This is a genomic window from Mesorhizobium sp. B4-1-1 (assembly GCF_006439375.1).
Classification (GTDB): Bacteria; Pseudomonadota; Alphaproteobacteria; order Rhizobiales; family Rhizobiaceae; genus Mesorhizobium.
Window position 1 is genome coordinate 176,487 of record NZ_VFTH01000003.1, and the last position, 17,900, is coordinate 194,386.

Annotated in this window: 16 protein-coding genes; 3 read left to right on the top strand and 13 right to left on the bottom strand. The window is 65.0% G+C overall.

Annotated features, from left to right (window positions below; all coding sequences use genetic code 11):
* Positions 1-38: 38 nt before the first annotated feature.
* From FJW10_RS05635 to FJW10_RS05665, 7 genes are all read right to left on the bottom strand, one after another.
* The gene (locus FJW10_RS05635; RefSeq protein WP_140899019.1) at positions 39-1,025 is read right to left on the bottom strand and encodes a 2-dehydropantoate 2-reductase; all 987 of its coding nucleotides are present in this window, start codon (positions 1,023-1,025) and stop codon (positions 39-41) included.
* The gene (locus FJW10_RS05640) at positions 1,025-2,554 is read right to left on the bottom strand and encodes an acyl--CoA ligase (protein ID WP_140899021.1); all 1,530 of its coding nucleotides are present in this window, start codon (positions 2,552-2,554) and stop codon (positions 1,025-1,027) included. Before FJW10_RS05640 ends, FJW10_RS05635 begins: the two co-directional genes overlap by 1 nt.
* A 45-nt stretch (positions 2,555-2,599) precedes the next feature.
* Positions 2,600-4,186, bottom strand: a complete 1,587-nt coding sequence (gene ggt / locus FJW10_RS05645; RefSeq protein ID WP_140899023.1) for a gamma-glutamyltransferase — start codon at positions 4,184-4,186, stop codon at positions 2,600-2,602.
* A gap of 21 nt (positions 4,187-4,207) precedes the next feature.
* Positions 4,208-5,008 (bottom strand): ABC transporter permease, encoded by an 801-nt coding sequence (locus tag FJW10_RS05650; RefSeq protein ID WP_140899025.1) that lies wholly within the window; start codon positions 5,006-5,008, stop codon positions 4,208-4,210.
* Positions 5,005-5,928 carry an ABC transporter permease gene (locus FJW10_RS05655; RefSeq protein WP_140899027.1) on the bottom strand — a complete coding sequence of 308 codons (924 nt, stop codon included), beginning with the start codon at positions 5,926-5,928 and terminating at the stop codon, positions 5,005-5,007. The genes FJW10_RS05650 and FJW10_RS05655 overlap by 4 nt, the downstream gene beginning before the upstream one ends.
* Entirely contained in the window at positions 5,925-7,004 is a 1,080-nt protein-coding gene (locus tag FJW10_RS05660) for an ABC transporter ATP-binding protein (RefSeq protein ID WP_140899029.1), read from the bottom strand. Before FJW10_RS05660 ends, FJW10_RS05655 begins: the two co-directional genes overlap by 4 nt.
* Before the next feature lie 80 nt (positions 7,005-7,084).
* Positions 7,085-8,137 carry an ABC transporter substrate-binding protein gene (locus tag FJW10_RS05665; protein WP_181177423.1) on the bottom strand — a complete coding sequence of 351 codons (1,053 nt, stop codon included), beginning with the start codon at positions 8,135-8,137 and terminating at the stop codon, positions 7,085-7,087.
* Positions 8,138-8,371: 234 nt separating this feature from the next.
* Here FJW10_RS05665 and FJW10_RS05670 point away from each other — a divergent pair, with 234 nt between their 5' ends.
* A complete protein-coding gene (locus FJW10_RS05670) occupies positions 8,372-9,070 on the top strand; it encodes a GntR family transcriptional regulator (RefSeq protein WP_181177424.1) in 699 nt (232 codons plus the stop codon).
* Between the two features lie 13 nt (positions 9,071-9,083).
* Here the strand turns inward: FJW10_RS05670 and FJW10_RS05675 are convergent, their stop codons facing one another.
* The 6 genes from FJW10_RS05675 to FJW10_RS05705 all read right to left on the bottom strand — a co-directional run bounded on the left by FJW10_RS05675 (position 9,084) and on the right by FJW10_RS05705 (position 15,288).
* The gene (locus FJW10_RS05675) at positions 9,084-10,154 is read right to left on the bottom strand and encodes an ABC transporter ATP-binding protein (protein WP_246674120.1); all 1,071 of its coding nucleotides are present in this window, start codon (positions 10,152-10,154) and stop codon (positions 9,084-9,086) included.
* A 61-nt stretch (positions 10,155-10,215) separates the two neighbouring features.
* Positions 10,216-10,824, bottom strand: coding sequence for a cupin domain-containing protein (locus FJW10_RS05680; RefSeq protein ID WP_140899034.1), 609 nt, complete (start codon positions 10,822-10,824; stop codon positions 10,216-10,218).
* 283 nt (positions 10,825-11,107) lie between these two features.
* On the bottom strand, positions 11,108-12,178 hold the full coding sequence (locus tag FJW10_RS05690) for an ABC transporter substrate-binding protein (RefSeq protein ID WP_140899036.1): 1,071 nt from the start codon (positions 12,176-12,178) through the stop codon (positions 11,108-11,110).
* Between the two features lie 27 nt (positions 12,179-12,205).
* Positions 12,206-13,024, bottom strand: coding sequence for an ABC transporter permease (locus FJW10_RS05695; RefSeq protein WP_140899038.1), 819 nt, complete (start codon positions 13,022-13,024; stop codon positions 12,206-12,208).
* Positions 13,021-13,911 (bottom strand): ABC transporter permease, encoded by an 891-nt coding sequence (locus FJW10_RS05700; protein ID WP_140835264.1) that lies wholly within the window; start codon positions 13,909-13,911, stop codon positions 13,021-13,023. Before FJW10_RS05700 ends, FJW10_RS05695 begins: the two co-directional genes overlap by 4 nt.
* 93 nt (positions 13,912-14,004) lie before the next feature.
* Positions 14,005-15,288: an FAD-dependent oxidoreductase gene (locus FJW10_RS05705; RefSeq protein WP_140899040.1), complete on the bottom strand. Its 1,284-nt coding sequence runs from the start codon at positions 15,286-15,288 to the stop codon at positions 14,005-14,007.
* A 194-nt stretch (positions 15,289-15,482) separates the two neighbouring features.
* Between FJW10_RS05705 and FJW10_RS05710 the strand changes: the two genes are divergently transcribed.
* On the top strand, positions 15,483-16,640 hold the full coding sequence (locus FJW10_RS05710) for a fumarylacetoacetate hydrolase family protein (RefSeq protein ID WP_140899042.1): 1,158 nt from the start codon (positions 15,483-15,485) through the stop codon (positions 16,638-16,640).
* Positions 16,641-16,913: 273 nt separating this feature from the next.
* Positions 16,914-17,846 carry a substrate-binding domain-containing protein gene (locus tag FJW10_RS05715; protein ID WP_140899324.1) on the top strand — a complete coding sequence of 311 codons (933 nt, stop codon included), beginning with the start codon at positions 16,914-16,916 and terminating at the stop codon, positions 17,844-17,846.
* Positions 17,847-17,900 lie beyond the last annotated feature (54 nt).

Consider the following 17,900-nt stretch of genomic DNA (forward strand, 5'->3'; position numbering starts at 1 on the left):
TCGTTCAAAGGGTCAGACTAGAACAAATCAGGAACAAACTACAAGGGCGAATAACACCCGCGCTCGATCGCAAGCCGCCGCACCAGCGCCAGCACGGTGTCGATGGTCGGCGTCGGCCGGCCGGTCAGGCGGCCTAGTTCCTGCACGGCCGTGACCAGTGCGTCGATCTCCATCGGGCGACCGCGTTCGAGGTCCTGCAGCATCGAGGTCTTGTGCTCGCCGACATCGCCGGCGCCCTTGATGCGGCGGTCGACCGGGATGAGGAAGCGCACGGCGAGGCTCTCGCCGATCGCCTGCGCCTCCAGCATCATGGCGCGGGCGACGCCACGGGTGCCTTCGTCTGCAACGATGGCCGCAAGCGTGCTGCCGGTCAGCGCCGAGATCGGGTTGAAGGAAAGATTGCCCCAAAGCTTCACCCAGATCTCCGACCGGATGTCCTCGCGCACCGGCGCCTGCAGCCCGGCCTTGACCATTTCGCGGGCAAGCGCGGTAACTCGCTCGCTCTTCTCGCCAGACGGCTCGCCCAGCGAAAAGCGCGTGCCTTCGATATGGCGGATCAGGCCGGGCGCGTCGACCTCGACGGCCGGATAAATGACGGAGCCGATGACGCGCTGCGGCCCGATGCGATCCCAGATCGCACCGCCTGGATCGACCGCGTCGAGCCGCGTGCCTTCGAGCGCGCCGCCGGCCTTATGGAAATACCACCAGGGCACGCCGTTCTGCATGGTGACGACGGCTGTTCCCTCGCCCAGCAGCGGCGCGATCTGATCGAGCGCCGGAGCCAGCGAATGCGCCTTCAGCGCCAGCACGACATAGTCCTGCACGCCGAACTCCTCGGCGTGTGCCGCCGCTTTCACCTGCACCACGGCTTCCTTGCCGTCCTCGATCAGGCGAAGGCCGTCGGCCTCGATCGCCTCCAGATGCGCGCCGCGGGCCACGATCGACAGATCGACAGAACCGGAGATCGCCAGCTTGGCGGCGAGGTAGCCGCCGATCGCGCCGGCGCCAAAGACTGTAAGGCGCATCAGCCGAGCCCGAGCTTGGCCGCCAGCCCGATGCGCTGCAGCTTGCCTGTCGCGCCCTTCGGGATCTCGTCGAGGATCAGCACCTTGCGCGGCACCTTGAAATCGGCGAGCCGCGTCGAGGCAAAACCGCGAATGTCCGCCTCGCTGGCGCTCTGGCCTTCGCGCAGCACGACAGCGGACGCGACTTCCTCGCCGAGCTTGTCATGCGGCATGGCGAAGGTGACGACCTGCGCCACCGCCGGATGATCCATCAGCACCTCGTCGACCTCGAGCGGCGAAATCTTTTCGCCACCGCGATTGATGATTTCCTTCAGCCGGCCGGTGACGCGCAGGTAGCTGTCCTCGTCGAGCACGCCCTGGTCGCCGGTGTGGAACCAGCCATGCGCGAAGGCGCTGGCATTGGCGTCCGGGTTCTTCTCATAGCCGGCGGTGACGTTGGGGCCGCGAATGACGATCTCGCCGATCTCGCCGGGTTTGAGCAGCCGCCCGTCCGGCGCCATGACGGCGACTTCCGGTCCCGCCGACGCGCCGACGCTGCCGGGCTTGCGCAATCCGGGCGGCAGGCGGTTGGACGCCATCTGGTGCGCGGCCTCGGTCATGCCGTAGGCCTCGACCACCGGACAGCCGAAGGTGGATTCGAGCTCGGCCATCACTTGCGCCGGGAGCGAAGCCGATGACGAGCGGATGAAGCGCAGCTTCGCCTCGGCGAGTTGTTCGGGATTGCGCGCGGCGCGCGGCAGGATCGCCTGGTGCATGGTCGGCACGGCGGTGTACCAGTTGGGCTTGGCTTCGGAGAGCCACTGGAAGAAACGCAGCGCGTTGAAACCCGGCGTGCAGAAAACGCTGCCGCCGGCGGCGAGCGAGGACAGCACGGCGGCGATCAGCCCATGGATGTGGAACAACGGCATGATGTTGAGGCAGCGGTCGGCTGGCGTCAGGCCGAGCGTCGCACCGATATGCTTTGCCGACGCCGCGAGGTTGGCGTGGCTGAGCGGCACCAGTTTCGGGCGCGACGTGGTGCCGGAGGTGTGCAGAAGGAGCGCGACATCGCCATCGGCGGCCAGGCTCGAGGCGACCGGCGGCCCGGCGGGATCGCCCTCGATCGTGAACACGCCAGACGGCGCACCTTCCGGCGCCGCCAGCCGCAGCACCGGGATGCCGAGGCGCCCGGCGACTTCGACGGAAGGGCCCTGCTCGTCCCTGCCGACGAGGATCGCCTTGACGCCGATGTCGCTCAGATAGAAATCGAGCTCGTCGGCGCGGTAGGCCGGATTGAGCGGCGCGGTGGACGCGGCCGCCGCCACGGCGATGAAGGCCGTGGCCATTTCCGGACCGTTCGGCAGCACGATGGCGACACGGTCGCCGCGCCCGATGCCCAGCGCGTTGAGCCGCGCCACGATATCGCCGATCAGGCGGCGCAGTCCGCCATGCGAGAGGGCCGTCCGTTCGGGCGCGGCGATGGCCGGCGCGTCATCGGCGCCTGGTGCAAGGCGATAGGCGAGATCGATGGCGTTTTCGCTGTTTGTCATGGTTCCAGACTATGTTTCGAACGATCGGCCGATGTCCAGCGCCGCTCAATATCCAAGCGCCAGGCCGTCCTTGCGTGGATCGGACGCGCCGGTCAGCGTGCCCTTTTCCCAATCGATCAGCACCGCCTGCCCGCCGCCCAGCGGATGATCGGGCTCGGCCACCTTGTGGCCAAGCCGGCGCAGGCCTTCGATCGTCTCGGCGCGCACGCTTCGCTCGGCCTCGACGACGTCGTGGTTGTAGAACACCCGCGCGGCATCGATCGCCTGCTGCGGGTCCATGCCGAAGTCGATCATGTTGGTCAGCACATGAACATGGCCGAAGGGCTGATAGCCGCCGCCCATCACGCCGAAGGGCATCATGGCGCGGCCGTTCCTCGTCATCATGCCCGGCATGATCGTGTGCATCGGCCGCTTCCCCGGCGCGATCGCGTTCGGGTGCTTCGGATCGAGGCGGAAGCTGGAACCGCGGTTCTGCAGCACGACCCCGGTCTTCGGGCCGACAACGCCGCTGCCGAAGGAATAATAGGTCGAGTTGATGAAGCTGACCGCATTGCGGTCGCGATCGACGACGCTGATATAGACCGTGTCGCTGCCCGGCAGGTCGAGACGCGGCAGATCGGTCATGGCGCGCTCGGGATCGATCGCGGCGCGCAGGCGATCGGCATAGGCGCCGGAAAGCAGCGCCTTGACCGGCACGTCGACATGATCCTGATCGGCGAAAAACGCATCGCGGTCCTGGTAGGCGAGCCGGCCCGCCTCGATCTCGAGGTGCAGGCGCGCGGCGCCGTCCGGATCGAGCTTGCCCAGCTCAAAGCCCGAGAGCAGGTTCAGCATCAGAAGCGCGGTGAGGCCCTGGTTGTTGGGCGGCATCTGGTGGATGTCGTAGCCGCGATAGGAGGTGCTGACCGGGGTCCGGTAGTCGCCCTTGGTGGCGGCGAAATCGTCGAGCGTATGCAGGCCGCCGAGCGCGCGAAGCCGGCCGACCAGATCGTCCGCGACCGCGTCCTCGTAGAAACCGGCGCGGCCTTTCCTTGCGATGACGCGCAGCGTCTCAGCCAACTCCGGCTGGCGATGGACGTCACCCGCCTTCGGCGGCTTGCCGCCAGGCAGGAAGATGCGCGTCGCCACCTCGTCGGCCGACAGGTCGGTCTCGGGATCCTCCCAGTCGAAGGCGACGCGGTCGTGCACGACATAGCCTTCTTCCGCGTAACGAATGGCCGGAGCGAGCGCGTCGGCCAAACCCTTGCGGCCGTGATCCTCCAGCAGCCGGCACCAGGCGTCGACGGCGCCAGGGATGGTGACCGCGTGCGGGCCTTGTTTCGGCAGTTCGTTGAACCCCTTGTCCAGATACCAGCCGACCGTCGCGGCCCCGGGCGCCCGGCCCGAGCCGTTGAAGGCAAGCACGTTTCCGTCGCCCTTCGGGCAATAGAGGACAAAGCAGTCGCCACCGATGCCGGTCGATTGCGGCTCGACCACGGCCTGCACCGCGGCCGCGCAGACCGCGGCGTCCATCGCGTTGCCGCCGGAGCGCAGCATGTCGATCGCCGCAAGCGTCGCCAACGGATGCGAGGTCGCGGCCATCGCCTCGGTGGCGCGGACCGGCGAGCGGCCGGGAAACTGGAAGTCACGCATGCTGTTCAAGGTATCCCTGTATCAACGTCCGCGGCCGAAAAGCTGGGCGGCGGACAACAAGATGATCGATAGAACGATCAGGCAAGTGGAAATGGCGGCGATCGTCGGGTCGATCTGGTCGCGCAGCGCATTGAACATGCGCCGCGTCAGCGTCGTGGTCTCGCCGCCGGAGATGAACAGCGACACCACCACCTCGTCGAACGAGGTGATGAAGGCAAACAGCGCGCCCGAGACGATCGAGAAGCGTATCTGCGGCATCGTCACCTGGAAGAAGGCGGAGAAGCGGCCGGCGCCGAGACTGCGCGCGACCTTCTCCTGGTTCATGTCATAGGAACGCAAGCCCGAAAGGACGGTCAACACGACCAGCGGCAGCGCCTGCACGGTGTGCGCGATGACGAGGCCGGTCAGCGTGTTGTTGAGGCCGATGCGGGCATAAAGGAAAAAGGTGCCGATGCCGATCAGGATGACCGGGATGATCAGCGAGGCGGTGAGGAGCGCGTTGATGGCGCCGGTCACCCGCAGGGTGCGCGCGTTGATGGCGTAGGCCGCGGCGGTGCCGAGCAGCGTCGCGACGATCGCCGTCATCACCGCCACCTTGACCGAGACGATGGTGGCGTCGCGCCATTCGACCGAGCCGAAATAGCTTTCATACCAACGCAGCGACCATTCCTGCGGCGGAAACTGCAGCAGGCTCGAGCCGGAAAAGGACATGATGACGATGATCACCGACGGGGCGATCAGAAACAGCATGACAAGCCCGCCGAGCGCGTAGAGCCAGAGGCGTTGCCGGTGCGAGATGGGCAGGGCGTTTTCCATGCTCATCGCTCACTCCAGACCCCGGTGGCGCGGGCGCCGAGCAGCCACTGGAAGAGGCCGAGCAGCGCCAGCGTGACGCCAAGCAACACGACGCCGAGCGCTGCGCCCGCGCCCCAGTTGGAATAGAGGCTCGTGGTCTGCTCCATGCGCATCGCCCACATGATCACCTTGCCGCCACCCATCAGCGCCGGGGTGACGAAGAAGCCGAGGCACAGCACGAAGACGATGACCACGCCCGAGGCGAGACCGGGCAGCGACAGCGGCAGGAAAATCTGCCGGAAAGTGGCGGCCGGACTGGCGCCGAGATTCATGCCGGCGCGCAGGCAGTCGGTGTCGATGCTCTTCATCGAGGCGTAGAGCGGCAGCACCAGAAAGGGCAGCATGATGTGGGTCATGCCGATGACGACGCCGGCGAAATTGTTGGCTAGCGGCAGCGGCTGGCCGATGACGCCAAGATCGATCAGCCAGCTGTTGACCAGGCCCTTGCGCTGCAGGATGACCAGCCAGGCATAGGTGCGCACCAGCACCGAGGTCCAGAACGGCAGGATGACGAAGACCAGGCAGACGCCGGCGGCGCGGCGCGGCAGCTGCGACAGCATATAGGCCAGTGGATAACCGAACAGCACGCAGGCGCCGGTAACGACGAAGGCCACCTTGAAGGTAGTGACGAAGGTCTTGATGTAGGAGGCCTGCTCGAAGAAGCGCGCGTAATTGGCGGCGCTGAGCTGGCCGGCCTCGTCGAACAGCGACAGCCAGAACAGCCAGCCGATCGGCACGATGATGACGGCGAAGACCAGAAGCAGCCCGGGCGACAGAAGCGCGAGCAGGCCACGCGCCTCCCGTCGCGCGTCGGCGTTGAGCGCATCGGCATTGAGCGCGCGATCAGACCTGCCGACATGGTCGAAACCGGCGGATGCGAGGCTCATTGGTCGGCCACCAGCACGACGTCCTGCGCGTCGATGCCGAGCGTTATCGGCTCGCCCGGCGCCGGCAGTTTCGCCAGCACGTCGGAGCGACAATAGTCGCGCAACGTCACCTGTCGCCCGTCCCTGAGCGTCGCGTAGCAGACGAAGCTGTCGCCCTGATAGATGACATCGCCGACAATTGCCGGCAGCGCATTGGCGTCGCCTGCAGGTTCGCCGGCGATCACGCGCAGCCTTTCCGGCCGCACCACCATCAGGTGCCGGCCGGGGGACGGCATCGGATCCTTCATGCGCAGCTTGCTGCCTTCATGCCAGATGCCGCCATTGCGGCATTCGACCGGAATGAAGCTGGATTCGCCGATGAAGCCGGCAACGAACTTCGTTTTCGGCCTGGCGTAGAGAACTTCCGGCTGATCGATCTGCTCGATGCGTCCGGCATTCATGACGGCGACGCGGTCAGACATGGTGATCGCCTCACGCTGGTCGTGCGTAACGTAGACCGTCGTCATGCCGAGCCTTCGATGCAGGCTGCGCAGCTCGATCTGCATATGCTCGCGCAGGCTCTTGTCGAGCGCCGACAGCGGTTCGTCCATCAAAACGATGCGCGGCTCGAAGACAATGGCGCGGGCCAAGGCCACACGTTGCCGCTGGCCGCCGGAGAGCTGGTCGACGCGGCGCTCGCCGAGGCCTTTCAGCTGCACGAGGTCCAGCGCCCTCTCGACACGCTCGGCCGTTTCGGCCGTCGACACGCGTCGCTGCTTCAGCGGAAAGGCGATGTTGTGGAAGACGTTCATATGCGGGAACAGCGCATAGTTCTGGAACACCATGCCGATGTTGCGCTTGTGCGGCGGCATGGTGATGATCTCCTCGCCGCCGACCTTGATGGAGCCGGCATTGGCCCGCACGAAACCGGCCATGATCATCAAGAGCGTCGTCTTTCCCGAGCCGGACGGCCCGAGCAACGTCAGGAATTCGCCGGCGGCGACGTTCAGGCCGAGATCATGCAGCACCGACAGGCCGCCGAAGCGCTTCTCGATACCGCTGATGCCGATGGGAAGCGCGGTCTGCGCGAGAGACAAGAGCATCTCCTTCAACTCCGGATCATTTTTCGCGAAACGATGCGGAGCGGCGCCTCGCCGACGCCGCTCCGACAGGATCGCTATTGCTGGATCAGGTTGTTGAACTTCTCGGTCGCCTCGACGAGGGTGTCGCGCCAGAACTCGGGATCCTGCAGCACCTGCTTCTTGACGTTCTCAGGCGCGGAATTGATGTCCTTGATGCGCTCCGGCGGGATCTTGCCGGTCTCGAAGGCCTTCTGGTTGGCGGGGCCATTGTCGACATAGAGTGGCAAATTGGCCTGCAACTCGGGGCTGACGAATCTGGCCAGCGCCTTCATCGCGATGTCCTTGTTCTTCGAGCCCTTCGGGATGACCATGCAATCGGCGGTGAGCACTCCCTGGTCGAAGGAGAAGCTCACGGGCGCGCCTTCCTTCTTCAAGGTGCCGGCGCGGCCGTTCCAGATGCTCGCCATGTCGACCTCGCCGTCCTTGACGAGTTGCATGGCCTGCGCGCCGGATGTCCACCAGGCATCGATGTGACCGCGGATCTTGTCCACCGACTGCAGCGCGCCGTCGATGTCGACGGGATAGACCTTGTCGATCGGAATGCCCTTGGCCAAAGCGGCGACGCTCAGCGTTTCGGTCGACTGGCTGCCGGAAAGCGCGCGGCGGCCGGGGAATTTTTCGACGTCCCAGAAATCGGCCCAGGTCTTGGGGCCTTTGTCGCCGAAGACATCGGTGCGATAGATCAGCACCACGGAGGTGTAGGAGATGCCGACCCAGTCGCCGTGGACAAGCTTCGGGTTGATGCCGCTCTTGTCTATGACGTTGTAGTCGAGTTTTTCGAACAGACCTTCCTTGGAGCCGCGCGCGCATTCGTCGGCGCCAAGCTCGGTGATGTCCCATTTGACGGCATTGCCGGTGACCTGCAGGCGCACGTCGTCGAGGCCGTTGGTGGTGTCCTGCTTGATGGTGATGCCGAGTTCCTTGGCCGTCGGATCGAAGAACGCCTTGGTCTGCGCTTCCTGATAGGTGCCGCCCCATGAGGCGACGGTGATGGTGTCGGCGGCCGACGCCGGAACGGCGACCGTGGCCAGCAGGCCGGCGATGGCCATCCCGTGAATGCCCATGCCATGAGTACAAAGTCTCTTCATTTTCGCTTCTCCAACCGGTGTTCCCGTTATCGTTGATTTGGTATGCGAATTTGTATACAATTTTGAGTGTAATTTTTCGGAAGCCGATGTCAACTCGGGTTTTCGCGTTTTTGGTTGCAGGGGGAGGACGGCCATTCCGCAGGGCAATTGCCTCCGCCGAAATGCTCCTGTTCAAGCAGACCCTAAAACGAACTAAGCTCGCGAATCCGTGACGCAACGTTGGAGGCGGAACGCTTGAAGGAGAGAAAGAACACGCTGCGCGACTCGGTGTTCGAGAAGCTGAAGGCGTTGATCATCACCGGCCAGATCCCGCCGGGCGGTCGCGTGACGGAAAATGAGATCGCCGAGCGCCTGAAGGTGAGCCGCACGCCAGTGCGAGAGGCCTTCAACCGTCTGGAGCGCGACGGCCTGGTAATCGGGCGCCCGCGCCAGGGCTATGTGGTGGCCGAGTTCAACCTGACCATGTTCCGCGAGGCTTTCGACATCCGCGAACTGCTCGACGGGCGCGCGACCGAACTGGCGGCAGCCAACGCGACCGCCGCCGACAAGGCGAAACTGCGCGACATGCTCGCCGAATGCGAACGGCTGGCCGCGATCCCCGACCGCAGCACCAGGGAAAAATTCGAGGAGCTGCAGGTCGGCATCGACCTGCACCGGGTGATCGCGGAGATCAGCGGCAACGAGATGCTCCACGGCATGCTTTGCGGCATCCTCGACAAATGCCAGCAATATGTCTGGACCGAGCTTCTGTGGCTGGACGAATGGAAGCTCACCCGCGAGGAACATGCCGGCATCGTCGACGCGATCTGCGCCGGCGATGTCGCGCTGGCCGGCGAGCGCGCCCGTTCGCATGTGCGCGGCTCGCGCGAGAACATCCTTCGCCTGCTGCAGGCCAAGTCCGACTATCAGGGATTCTTCGCCAAGGCGTCATGAGGGCGCTATCGCATCAGTTGCAAAGCATCGGGCAATTAGCGCCGCGCCGCAGGCTGACATGCGCCACATCGCCGACGCTGAATTGAAAACCGTCGGCGCGGCGCGGGGCATCGATGACGATCGCGGTCCCCTCACCCAGCTCGGCGTGAAGGCGCAGCGTGCGGCCGTGGAAGACGACGCCGCTGACCCGCGCCGGCGCGGTGCCTTCGCCGGCTTCACCGGCAGCCAGAAGATCCTCCGGGCGCACGCCGATGGTCCGCGTGTCGCCGGCGGCCGGCGTCTCGCCGCTGTCGGATGTAGCCTCCAGCGGCAACTCACCTGCGGCGAAGCGCAGCCGCTCGCCCTCTCGACCGAGGAAACGTGACTGCAGCAAGTTCATCGTGCCGATGAAGGAAGCAACGAAGCGCGTCGCCGGCCGGTCGTAGAGCGTCGCCGGCGCAGCAGTCTGCTCGATGCGGCCCTTGTTCATGACGACGATGCGGTCGGAGATCGACAGCGCCTCGGTCTGGTCGTGTGTGACCATGACGAAGGTGGTGCCGAGCCGCGACTGCAGCCGCTTCAATTCGACCTGCATTTGCTCGCGCAGATGCGCGTCGAGCGCCGACAGCGGTTCGTCGAGCAGCAGCACGCGCGGCTCGCAGACGATGGCGCGGGCCAAAGCGACGCGTTGGCGCTGGCCGCCGGAAAGCTCCGAGACGCGGGCGCGCAGTTTGTCGGCGAGGCCTACCATATCGAGCGCGTCGCGAACCCGTTTTGCCTGCTCGGCGCTGGGGAGCTTGCGCAGCGACAGGCCGAAGCCGACATTGGCCGCGACATCCATATGCGGGAACAGCGCATAGTCCTGGAAGACGGTGTTGACCGGTCGGTCGAAGGGCCGCAACCCGGTGATGTCGCGACCTTCGAGCAGGACGTTGCCGCTCGACGGACTCTCGAAGCCGGCGATGACGCGCAGGCTGGTCGTCTTGCCGCAACCGGACGGACCGAGCAGGGTCAGGAACTCGCCGGTGGCGATATCCAGATCGACGGCATCGAGGCCGACCACGCCACCCGGAAAGACTTTCGAGACTTTCTGCAGCCGAACCAATGGTTCTCGCAATTCCGGACGGAAAACCGCTTCACACTTGTCCTGGAATTGCTCTGAGGCGTCACGCGCCATCGCGCACCTCTGACGGTTTTGTCGTGTTGACCCACAGGATCTGGCAGCGCTCGGCGCCGGGATTGCGGAAGGCATGCAGCAGCGTGCTCTTGAAGGCAAAACTGTCGCCGGCTTTCAGCACATAGGTCGTGGCGTCCACCACCAGTTCGACCTCGCCCGCCATCACGAAGCCGAATTCATGGCCGGCATGGGCATAGGCTTCCGCCGTGCCGCCGCCGGCCTCGACCGTGACCAGCATGCCGGTGAGCGTCGCGGCAGGTGGCGACAGCAGCGCCTTGGCGATGCCTTCGGACTTCACCGGGATCTGCCGCCGCTTGTCGGCGCGCACGCAATAAAGATCGTTGACCGCTTCGTTGCCGTCGGCGATCAGCGCCGAAGGCTCGATGTCGAGCGCGGCGGCGAGCGGCCAGATCACCTTGACGCGCAGCGAGGACATGCCGCGCTCGATCTGGCTGAGCGCGCCGATGGAGATGCCGGCCTTGGCCGCGAGTTCGGCCAGCGACAGCTTGCGCTCGAGTCTGAGCGCCCGGACGCGCCGGCCGACGCGGACGTCGGCATCGTCTTTCGGCTTTGCCGCCGCTTCATCAAGAACATCCATGCAATGGTCCTCGTTGCAGTCAATTAGGCCGGCAATTGACCAAGCCGGCCTCATTATTAAGTTTCTTATCCTGCCGGACGCTGGCACTGCCCCTCATCGCCCTGCCGGGCACTTCTCCCCGTATGGTGACGGGGAGAAGGAACTGGCCGCAACGCTGGCGCCAGTGCTGCGACGAGGTGATTGGCGAAACCGCCGGCGACAGCGCCCCTCTCCCCGTCACTATACGGGGAGAGGATGCCGGCAGGCAGGTGAGGGGCAGCGCAAAACTTCGGCAATTAATCGCTCAGCCCCCTGCCTTCACCTTTTCGAACATCTTCGCCACGTCGTCATTCTGCTTCATCGGCCCCGTGAAGATGGTGCTCTTCAGCATCACGTCCGGGTCCGCCGGCAGTTGCAGCTTGACGAGCTCCTCCTTCGACACACCGGCGAAGGCGGTCAAGAGCGAGCTGCCATAGCCGTAAGACTGGATCAGGAACTTACCGGAGTCGGCGTCGAGCCGGCTGTTGATGAAGTCATAGGCGAGATCGGTGTTCTTGGCGTCCTTCAGCATGACGAAGCCGCAGGCCCAGGTGAGCATGCCTTCCTTCGGCTTCATGAATTCGACAGGCACGCCCTGCTTCTTCAGCGAGGTGGCCGAGGCATTCCAGGTCATGGCGGCGACCAGCTGGCCGCTTGCCAAAGCCTGCTCGACCGAGGTCATGTCGGTGGTGTAGCTCGACAGCAGCGGCCGCTGCTCGCGCAGCTTTTCGGCCACCTTGTCCATCTGGTCCGGCGTCATGTCGAAAGGGTTCACGCCGGCCAGCAGCGCGGCGACGATCGGCGTGTCGTGGACGGCATCGATGGTCGCCATGCGTCCGGCATACTGCTTGTCCCACAGCAGCTTCCAGCTCGCCTCGGGATTCTTCACCAGGTCGGTGCGGTAGAGGATCGAAGTGTTGCCCCAGTCCCACGGCACCATCCAGACCTTGCCGTCGCCGGCCTGCAGGTCGGGCAGGTTCTTGAACACCGGGAAGATCGAATCCCAGTTCTTGATGCGCTTGGTGTCGATCGGCTGCAGAAGGCCTTCCTTGTTCCAGCGCGCCACCTTGTCGTAGCAGGGGTGCGCGATGTCGGGCCTGAAGCCGGCCTTGACCTTGGTAAAGGCGTCGTCGTCATCGCCGAAGATCGTCGCCTCGACGCCATCGGGATGCGCGGCAAGGAAGCTCTTGTTGAAGTCGGGCAATTCGTAGCCCGACCAGGTGAAATATTGCAGCTTGTCGGCGGCAAGAGCGACCGTCGACGACAGCGCGAGCGCCAGTGCGGCAAGGCCGACCCGGGCTTTGTGTCCGGCGATCGATTTCAGGTGGAATGTCATTTTCGTTCTCCTCTTCTTTGTTGTGGTTCAGGCTGGATTGCGGCGCGCAGTTCCAAGACCGCGATGGCGAAGGATTTCGGCGGTGCCGGCGATGATGAAGGAGACAGTGAGGATCACCGTTCCCAGCGCCATCACGGTCGGCAGCGAGCGCGGGAAGCGCAGCTGGCTCCAGATGTAGAGCGGCAGCGTCGGCTCGGTGCCGGCGAGGAAAAAGACGACGATGAACTCGTCGAAGGAAACCAGGAAGGAGAGCATGAAAGCCGACAGCACGGCTGGCAGGCTGAGCGGCAGCATGACGCGCCGGAACGTCGTCCAGTCGGAAGCGCCGAGGTCGAGCGCCGCTTCACGGATCGTCTTCGGGATGGCGGCGAAGCGGCTGCGCATCACCACCACCGTAGTGGGCAGCGCGACGAGGATATGGCCGAGCACGATGGAAACGCGCGATGGTCCAAGGCCGATGAGGTTGACCAGGATCAACAGCGAAATGCCGACGATGACCCCCGGGATCAGGATCGGCAGCCGGGCGATGGCGCTGATCGTGGCGGCGAGCGGCGAGCGGCCGTAGAGGTCCATATAGGATACGGTGATGCCGCACAGCGTCGCGCCGGAGGCGGCGATGACGCCGATGACCAGGCTGTTGGCCAAAGCGCCGGAAAGCGCCGGATTGCCATAGAGCGTGCGGTACCAGTCGAGCGTGAAACCCTGCAGCGGGAACGCCGCCTGGATCGAGTTGTTGAAGGAAAACAGCGGGATCAAAAGGACCGGCAGATAGAGGAAGACGAGATAGCCGAACACATAGAGGCCGAGCCAGCGGCCGTCGCTGTTGGTGTCAGCCCGGGCGCTCATGTGCGGCTACCGAATCTGCGGTCGGCGCCGCGCGCCACCAGGACGACGCAAAGGATGACCAGCATGACGCAGACCGAGAGGGCCGCCCCGAACGGCCAGTCATTGGCCTTGCCGAACTGCGACTGGATCAGCGTGCCGATCATGGTGCTGGCCGGACCGCCGACCATGGCTGGCGTGACATAGTCGCCGACCGTCGGCACGAAGACGACGAGTGCCGCCGCCAGCACGCCCGGCATGGAGTTGGGAAGCACGACGCGGCGGAAGCAGGTGAAGGGCCGCGCGCCGAGATCGGATGCGGCTTCGAGCAGCGATTTCGGGATGGTGTCCAGCGCAACATAGATCGGCAGAATGGCGAAGGGCGCGTAGGCATGGGCGAGCGTCACCACCACCGCTGCCGGCGTGTTGAGGAAGGCGAGTGTCGGCTCGGACCAGAGGCCGGTCTCGATGAAGGCCGAGTTGAGCACGCCGTTATAGGCAAGCACGATCTTCCAGGCGAAGACGCGCAGCAGATAGCTGGTCCAGAACGGCAGCGTGACCAGGAAAAGCAGCAGGTTGCGGCGGCGACCGGCGTGGAAGGCGAGGTAGTAGGCGACGGGATAGGCGGTGGCGACGGTGGCGAGCGTCACCAGGCCGGCGATGACCAGCGAGCGCAGCGTCACCATCCAGTAGAGCGGATCGGTAGCGACGGTGACGAAATTCTCCGCCGTCAGGCCGACGCCGAGCAGCGAGCCGTCATTGCCCCTGAAGGCGAGGAAGACCACTAGGCCAAGCGCGAACAGGATCAGGAAGAAGGTGACCAGTCCGCCCGGCAGCAGCATGGCGAAGCGGAACACCGGCGAGATGCGGTTTTCCGGCAATGGCCGTGCTGCGGCGATGGTCGACGACATCGAACTGTCCATCGAATTCTGAAATCGCCCAATGCTTTTTCATATTTGTGAAACTGTCAAGCTGAATCGCTTGTGCGCCGCACGCGTTCGGGGTCAGCGCTCGAACGTGTCGAGCATCCGGTACCACGTGATCGCCGCGGCGACGCCGACCTGGCGGAAAGCATGGAACGGGATCGGCCGGATCGGCGACAGCGGGAACGGCAATTGCCTGGCATCGCCGCTCGCGAGGTAATTCGCCATCCGCTTGCCCAGCGCGCTCATCAGGCCGACGCCCCTGCCTTGGCAGCCGACGACCGCGAGCAGGCCTTTTTCCGGCTCATGCAGATGCGGCAGATGATCCGGTGTCAGCGCCACGCGACCGAACCAGCGCTTTTCGATGGCGACGCCCGCGAGCGCCGGATAGAGGCGGATGAGCGCGCGTTCGCAATGCGCCCAGTCCGCGGGACTGGAGGGCAGCGCCATGCGGCCGCGGCCGCCCAGCACCATCCGGCCATCGGAGCTCTTGCGATAGTAGACCAGGATGCGGCGGGAATCTGAAACGGCCTGCCCGCCCGGCAGGATGCCGGCTGCAAGGTCCGCCGGCAGCGGCGCGGTGGCGATCTGGAAGGAATGCAGCGGCACGATCGTCTGTGCGAGGCCAGGCAGCAGGCCATCCGTATAGGCGTTGGTGGCGAGCACGACCGACTTGGCGCGCAATTCGGCGCCGCCTTGCGTCGAAACGCGCCAGACGCCGGCCTCCTTAGCGAGTTTCACCACCCTTTGCTGCCCGGCGATCTTCACGCCGGCGGCCGAGGCGACGCGGGCGAGTTCAAGCGTGTAGGATAGCGGATCGATGACGCCGGCGCGGCGGTCGAGCCAGCCGCCGAGATAGCCCCTGGCGCCGGTCATCGCCGCGATCCCTGCCTTGTCGAGCAGCTCGACGTCGGCGCCGCGCGAACGCCATTGACGGTCCCGGTTCGCCGCCGCCCTCAGCGCGGTCTCGGTGTGCGCGGCCTGGATCCAGCCGTTGCGCGTGAACGGCACGGTCAGCTTCTCGTCGCGGATCACATCGAACACGGCGTCGGCCGTCGAAGCGGCGAATTCCACCAGGGCTTCGCCGCGCTCCTTGCCGAAATGCCTCAGCAGCCATTCCGGATCGTATTTGAGGCCTGGAATGACCTGGCCGCCATTGAGGCCCGAAGCGCCCTGCCCGATCGCGCCGGCGTCAAGCACCTGAATGGAAAGCCCCGCGCGCGCCGCATGCAGCGCCGTCGATAGTCCCATGATGCCGCCGCCGACGATGACCGCGTCGAGCGTGCCGCCGGCCGATAAGTCCGACTGAAATGCCGGGGCAGCCTGCGGCTTTTGCCAAATCGGATCGGAAAAGGCTGCGGACAAAGATCACCTCGGCGCTGAAGCTTCGTGAAAATCCTATTGTTGATTTCATGAATTTGAAAGCGTGTTTCGATGGGCCAGCCGGCTACGCTTTTGATGATAGGGACAACTGGCCCACGAACCAGACTGCAAACGGCATGGACGTTTGACCCAAATCCGGGGAAAGTGCCGCGCGACAGTTGAGAGGAAGCATCACCATGACCGATCCGACCCGCCTGCCTGCCGACGGCCTCTTCGTCGGCCGCGCCAGGACAAGCGAAGCTACTCATCCGCTGGTGGTGACGGTGCGGGACGGCCAGGTCATCGACATCACCTCGAGCGCGGCGCCCACGGTGCGCGATGTCTGCGAACTGAAGGATCCGGCCGGCTATCTGCGCTCGGCCAAGGGCAAGGCAATCGGCGCGCTGGAAGACATCGCGGCGAACAGCTTCGAAGACAAACGCGATGCGAAGAAGCCGATCCTGCTTTCTCCCGTCGACCTGCAGGCGGTGAAGGCTTCCGGCGTCACCTTCGTCGTCAGCCTGCTCGAGCGCGTCATCGAGGAACAGGCGCGTGGTTCGGCCGAAAAAGCCGACGCCATCCGCGCCGACATCGCCGGGCTGATCGGCCATGACCTGTCGAAACTGAAGCCCGGCTCGCCGGAAGCGATGGAGATCAAGGCCAAGCTGATTTCGCGCGGCGCCTGGTCGCAATATCTGGAGGTGGGCATCGGCCCCGATGCCGAGATCTTCACCAAATGCCAGCCCATGGCCTCGGTCGGCTTCGGCGCCGATGTCGGCCTGCATCCGGTCTCCACCTGGAACAATCCGGAGCCGGAGATCGCCATGATCGCCGACAGTTCGGGGCGCATCGTCGGCGCCACGCTCGGCAACGACGTCAATCTGCGCGACGTCGAGGGGCGCTCGGCGCTGCTGCTCGGCAAGGCCAAGGACAACAATGCTTCCGCTTCGCTCGGCCCCTTCATCCGGCTGTTCGACGAGACGTTTTCCATCGCCGACGTAAAGCGCGCCACGGTGCGGCTCAGCGTCGAGGGCGAGGACGGCTTTGCGCTGGAGGGCGCGAGTTCGATGGCGGAAATCAGCCGCTCGCCGGAAGAGCTGGTCAAGGCCGCGATGGGGCCGCATCACCAGTATCCGGACGGGTTGGCGCTTTATCTCGGCACCATGTTCGTGCCGTCGAAGGATCGCGGCGAGAAGGGCAAGGGCTTTACCCATAAGGTCGGCGACATCGTCACCATCTCGTCGGAAAAGCTCGGCGCGCTCACCAACCGCGTGCGCCTGTCGCCGGACTGCCCGCACTGGACCTACGGCGCCAGCCACCTGATGCGCGATCTGGCCAAGGCGGGTCTGATCTAACGCCGCACCAGAAGGGCGGTTGCTTGGAGGCCAATCCGTGCAGCGGATGGTCGATGGTGCCGCTTGCCCAACGAATATCACCGTTGCTGATGCAATCTGATGGGATTGGTGATGGCGTGCGCGCCTGTGCCAACATCCACTGGCGATGGAGGCTTGCCACCGCCCGAAAAAGAGAATGCTCTGGACGTTCCGGTCGGCGCTGGCAGGAGATGCGGGTTCCAAGATCGCATCGCGCTGATCCGGGAGGAGAGTTTCAACATGGGAGGAAATCGAATGCTTTCGCGGCTAAGACTACTCGTGCTTGGCTTGATCGCGGCACTCGCCATTCCGGTGATGGCCGAGGCCAAGACGTTCTACTGGATTTCGCATGGCGGCCCGGCCGATCCGGTCTGGACCTACTTCCTGGCCGGGGCCAAGCAATGGGCCAAGGACACGGGCAACACCGTCAACACCTCGTTCCACAATGGCGACGTCGCGTCCCAGCAGGAAGCCGTGCGCGCCGCGATCGCGGCCAAGGCCGACGGCATCGCCACCACCAGCCCCGATCCGGGCAGCCTGGTCGAGATCGTCAAGGAGGCCCGCGCGGCCAACATCCCGATCATCAACTTCAACACGCCCGATCCGAAGGCCAATTTCAACGCCTATGTCGGCGGCGACAACGTCACGTTCGGCAAGCACTGGGCGCAGTATCTGGTCGACAAGGGCCTGGTGAAGAAGGGCGACTTCGTCTGGATGCCGGTCGAGATCCCCGGCGCCACCTATGGCGTGCAGGAAGAGGAAGGCATCAAGAGCGTGTTCGAGCCGGCCGGCATCACCTATGAGGTGACCGAGGCGACGCTCGACCAGGCCGAAGCGATCAACCGCATGGTCGACTACCTCACCGCGCACAAGGGCAAGGTGAAGGCGATCATCGGCCTGGGCGACCTCGTCACCGGCTCGATCAAGCGCGTGTTCGACCAGGCCGGCGTGAAGCCGGGCGAAATCCCGGTCGTCGGCTGGGGCAACTCGCTCGACACCACGCAGGAAGTGCTGAACGGCTACGTCAATGCCGGACAGTGGCAGGACCCGCAAGCGACCAGCTATATCGCGCTGTCGATGGCCAACATGGCCGCCAGCGGCATCCCTCCGGGCTTCAATGTCATCACCGGCGCGCTCTATGAGAAGGACACCGCCGGCGTCTACGACAAGATCCTGTCCGGCAAATAATCCTCAAGCAAACGGTCGCGACGCTGTCGCGGCCGTTTTTCCTTCTCCCCGCGC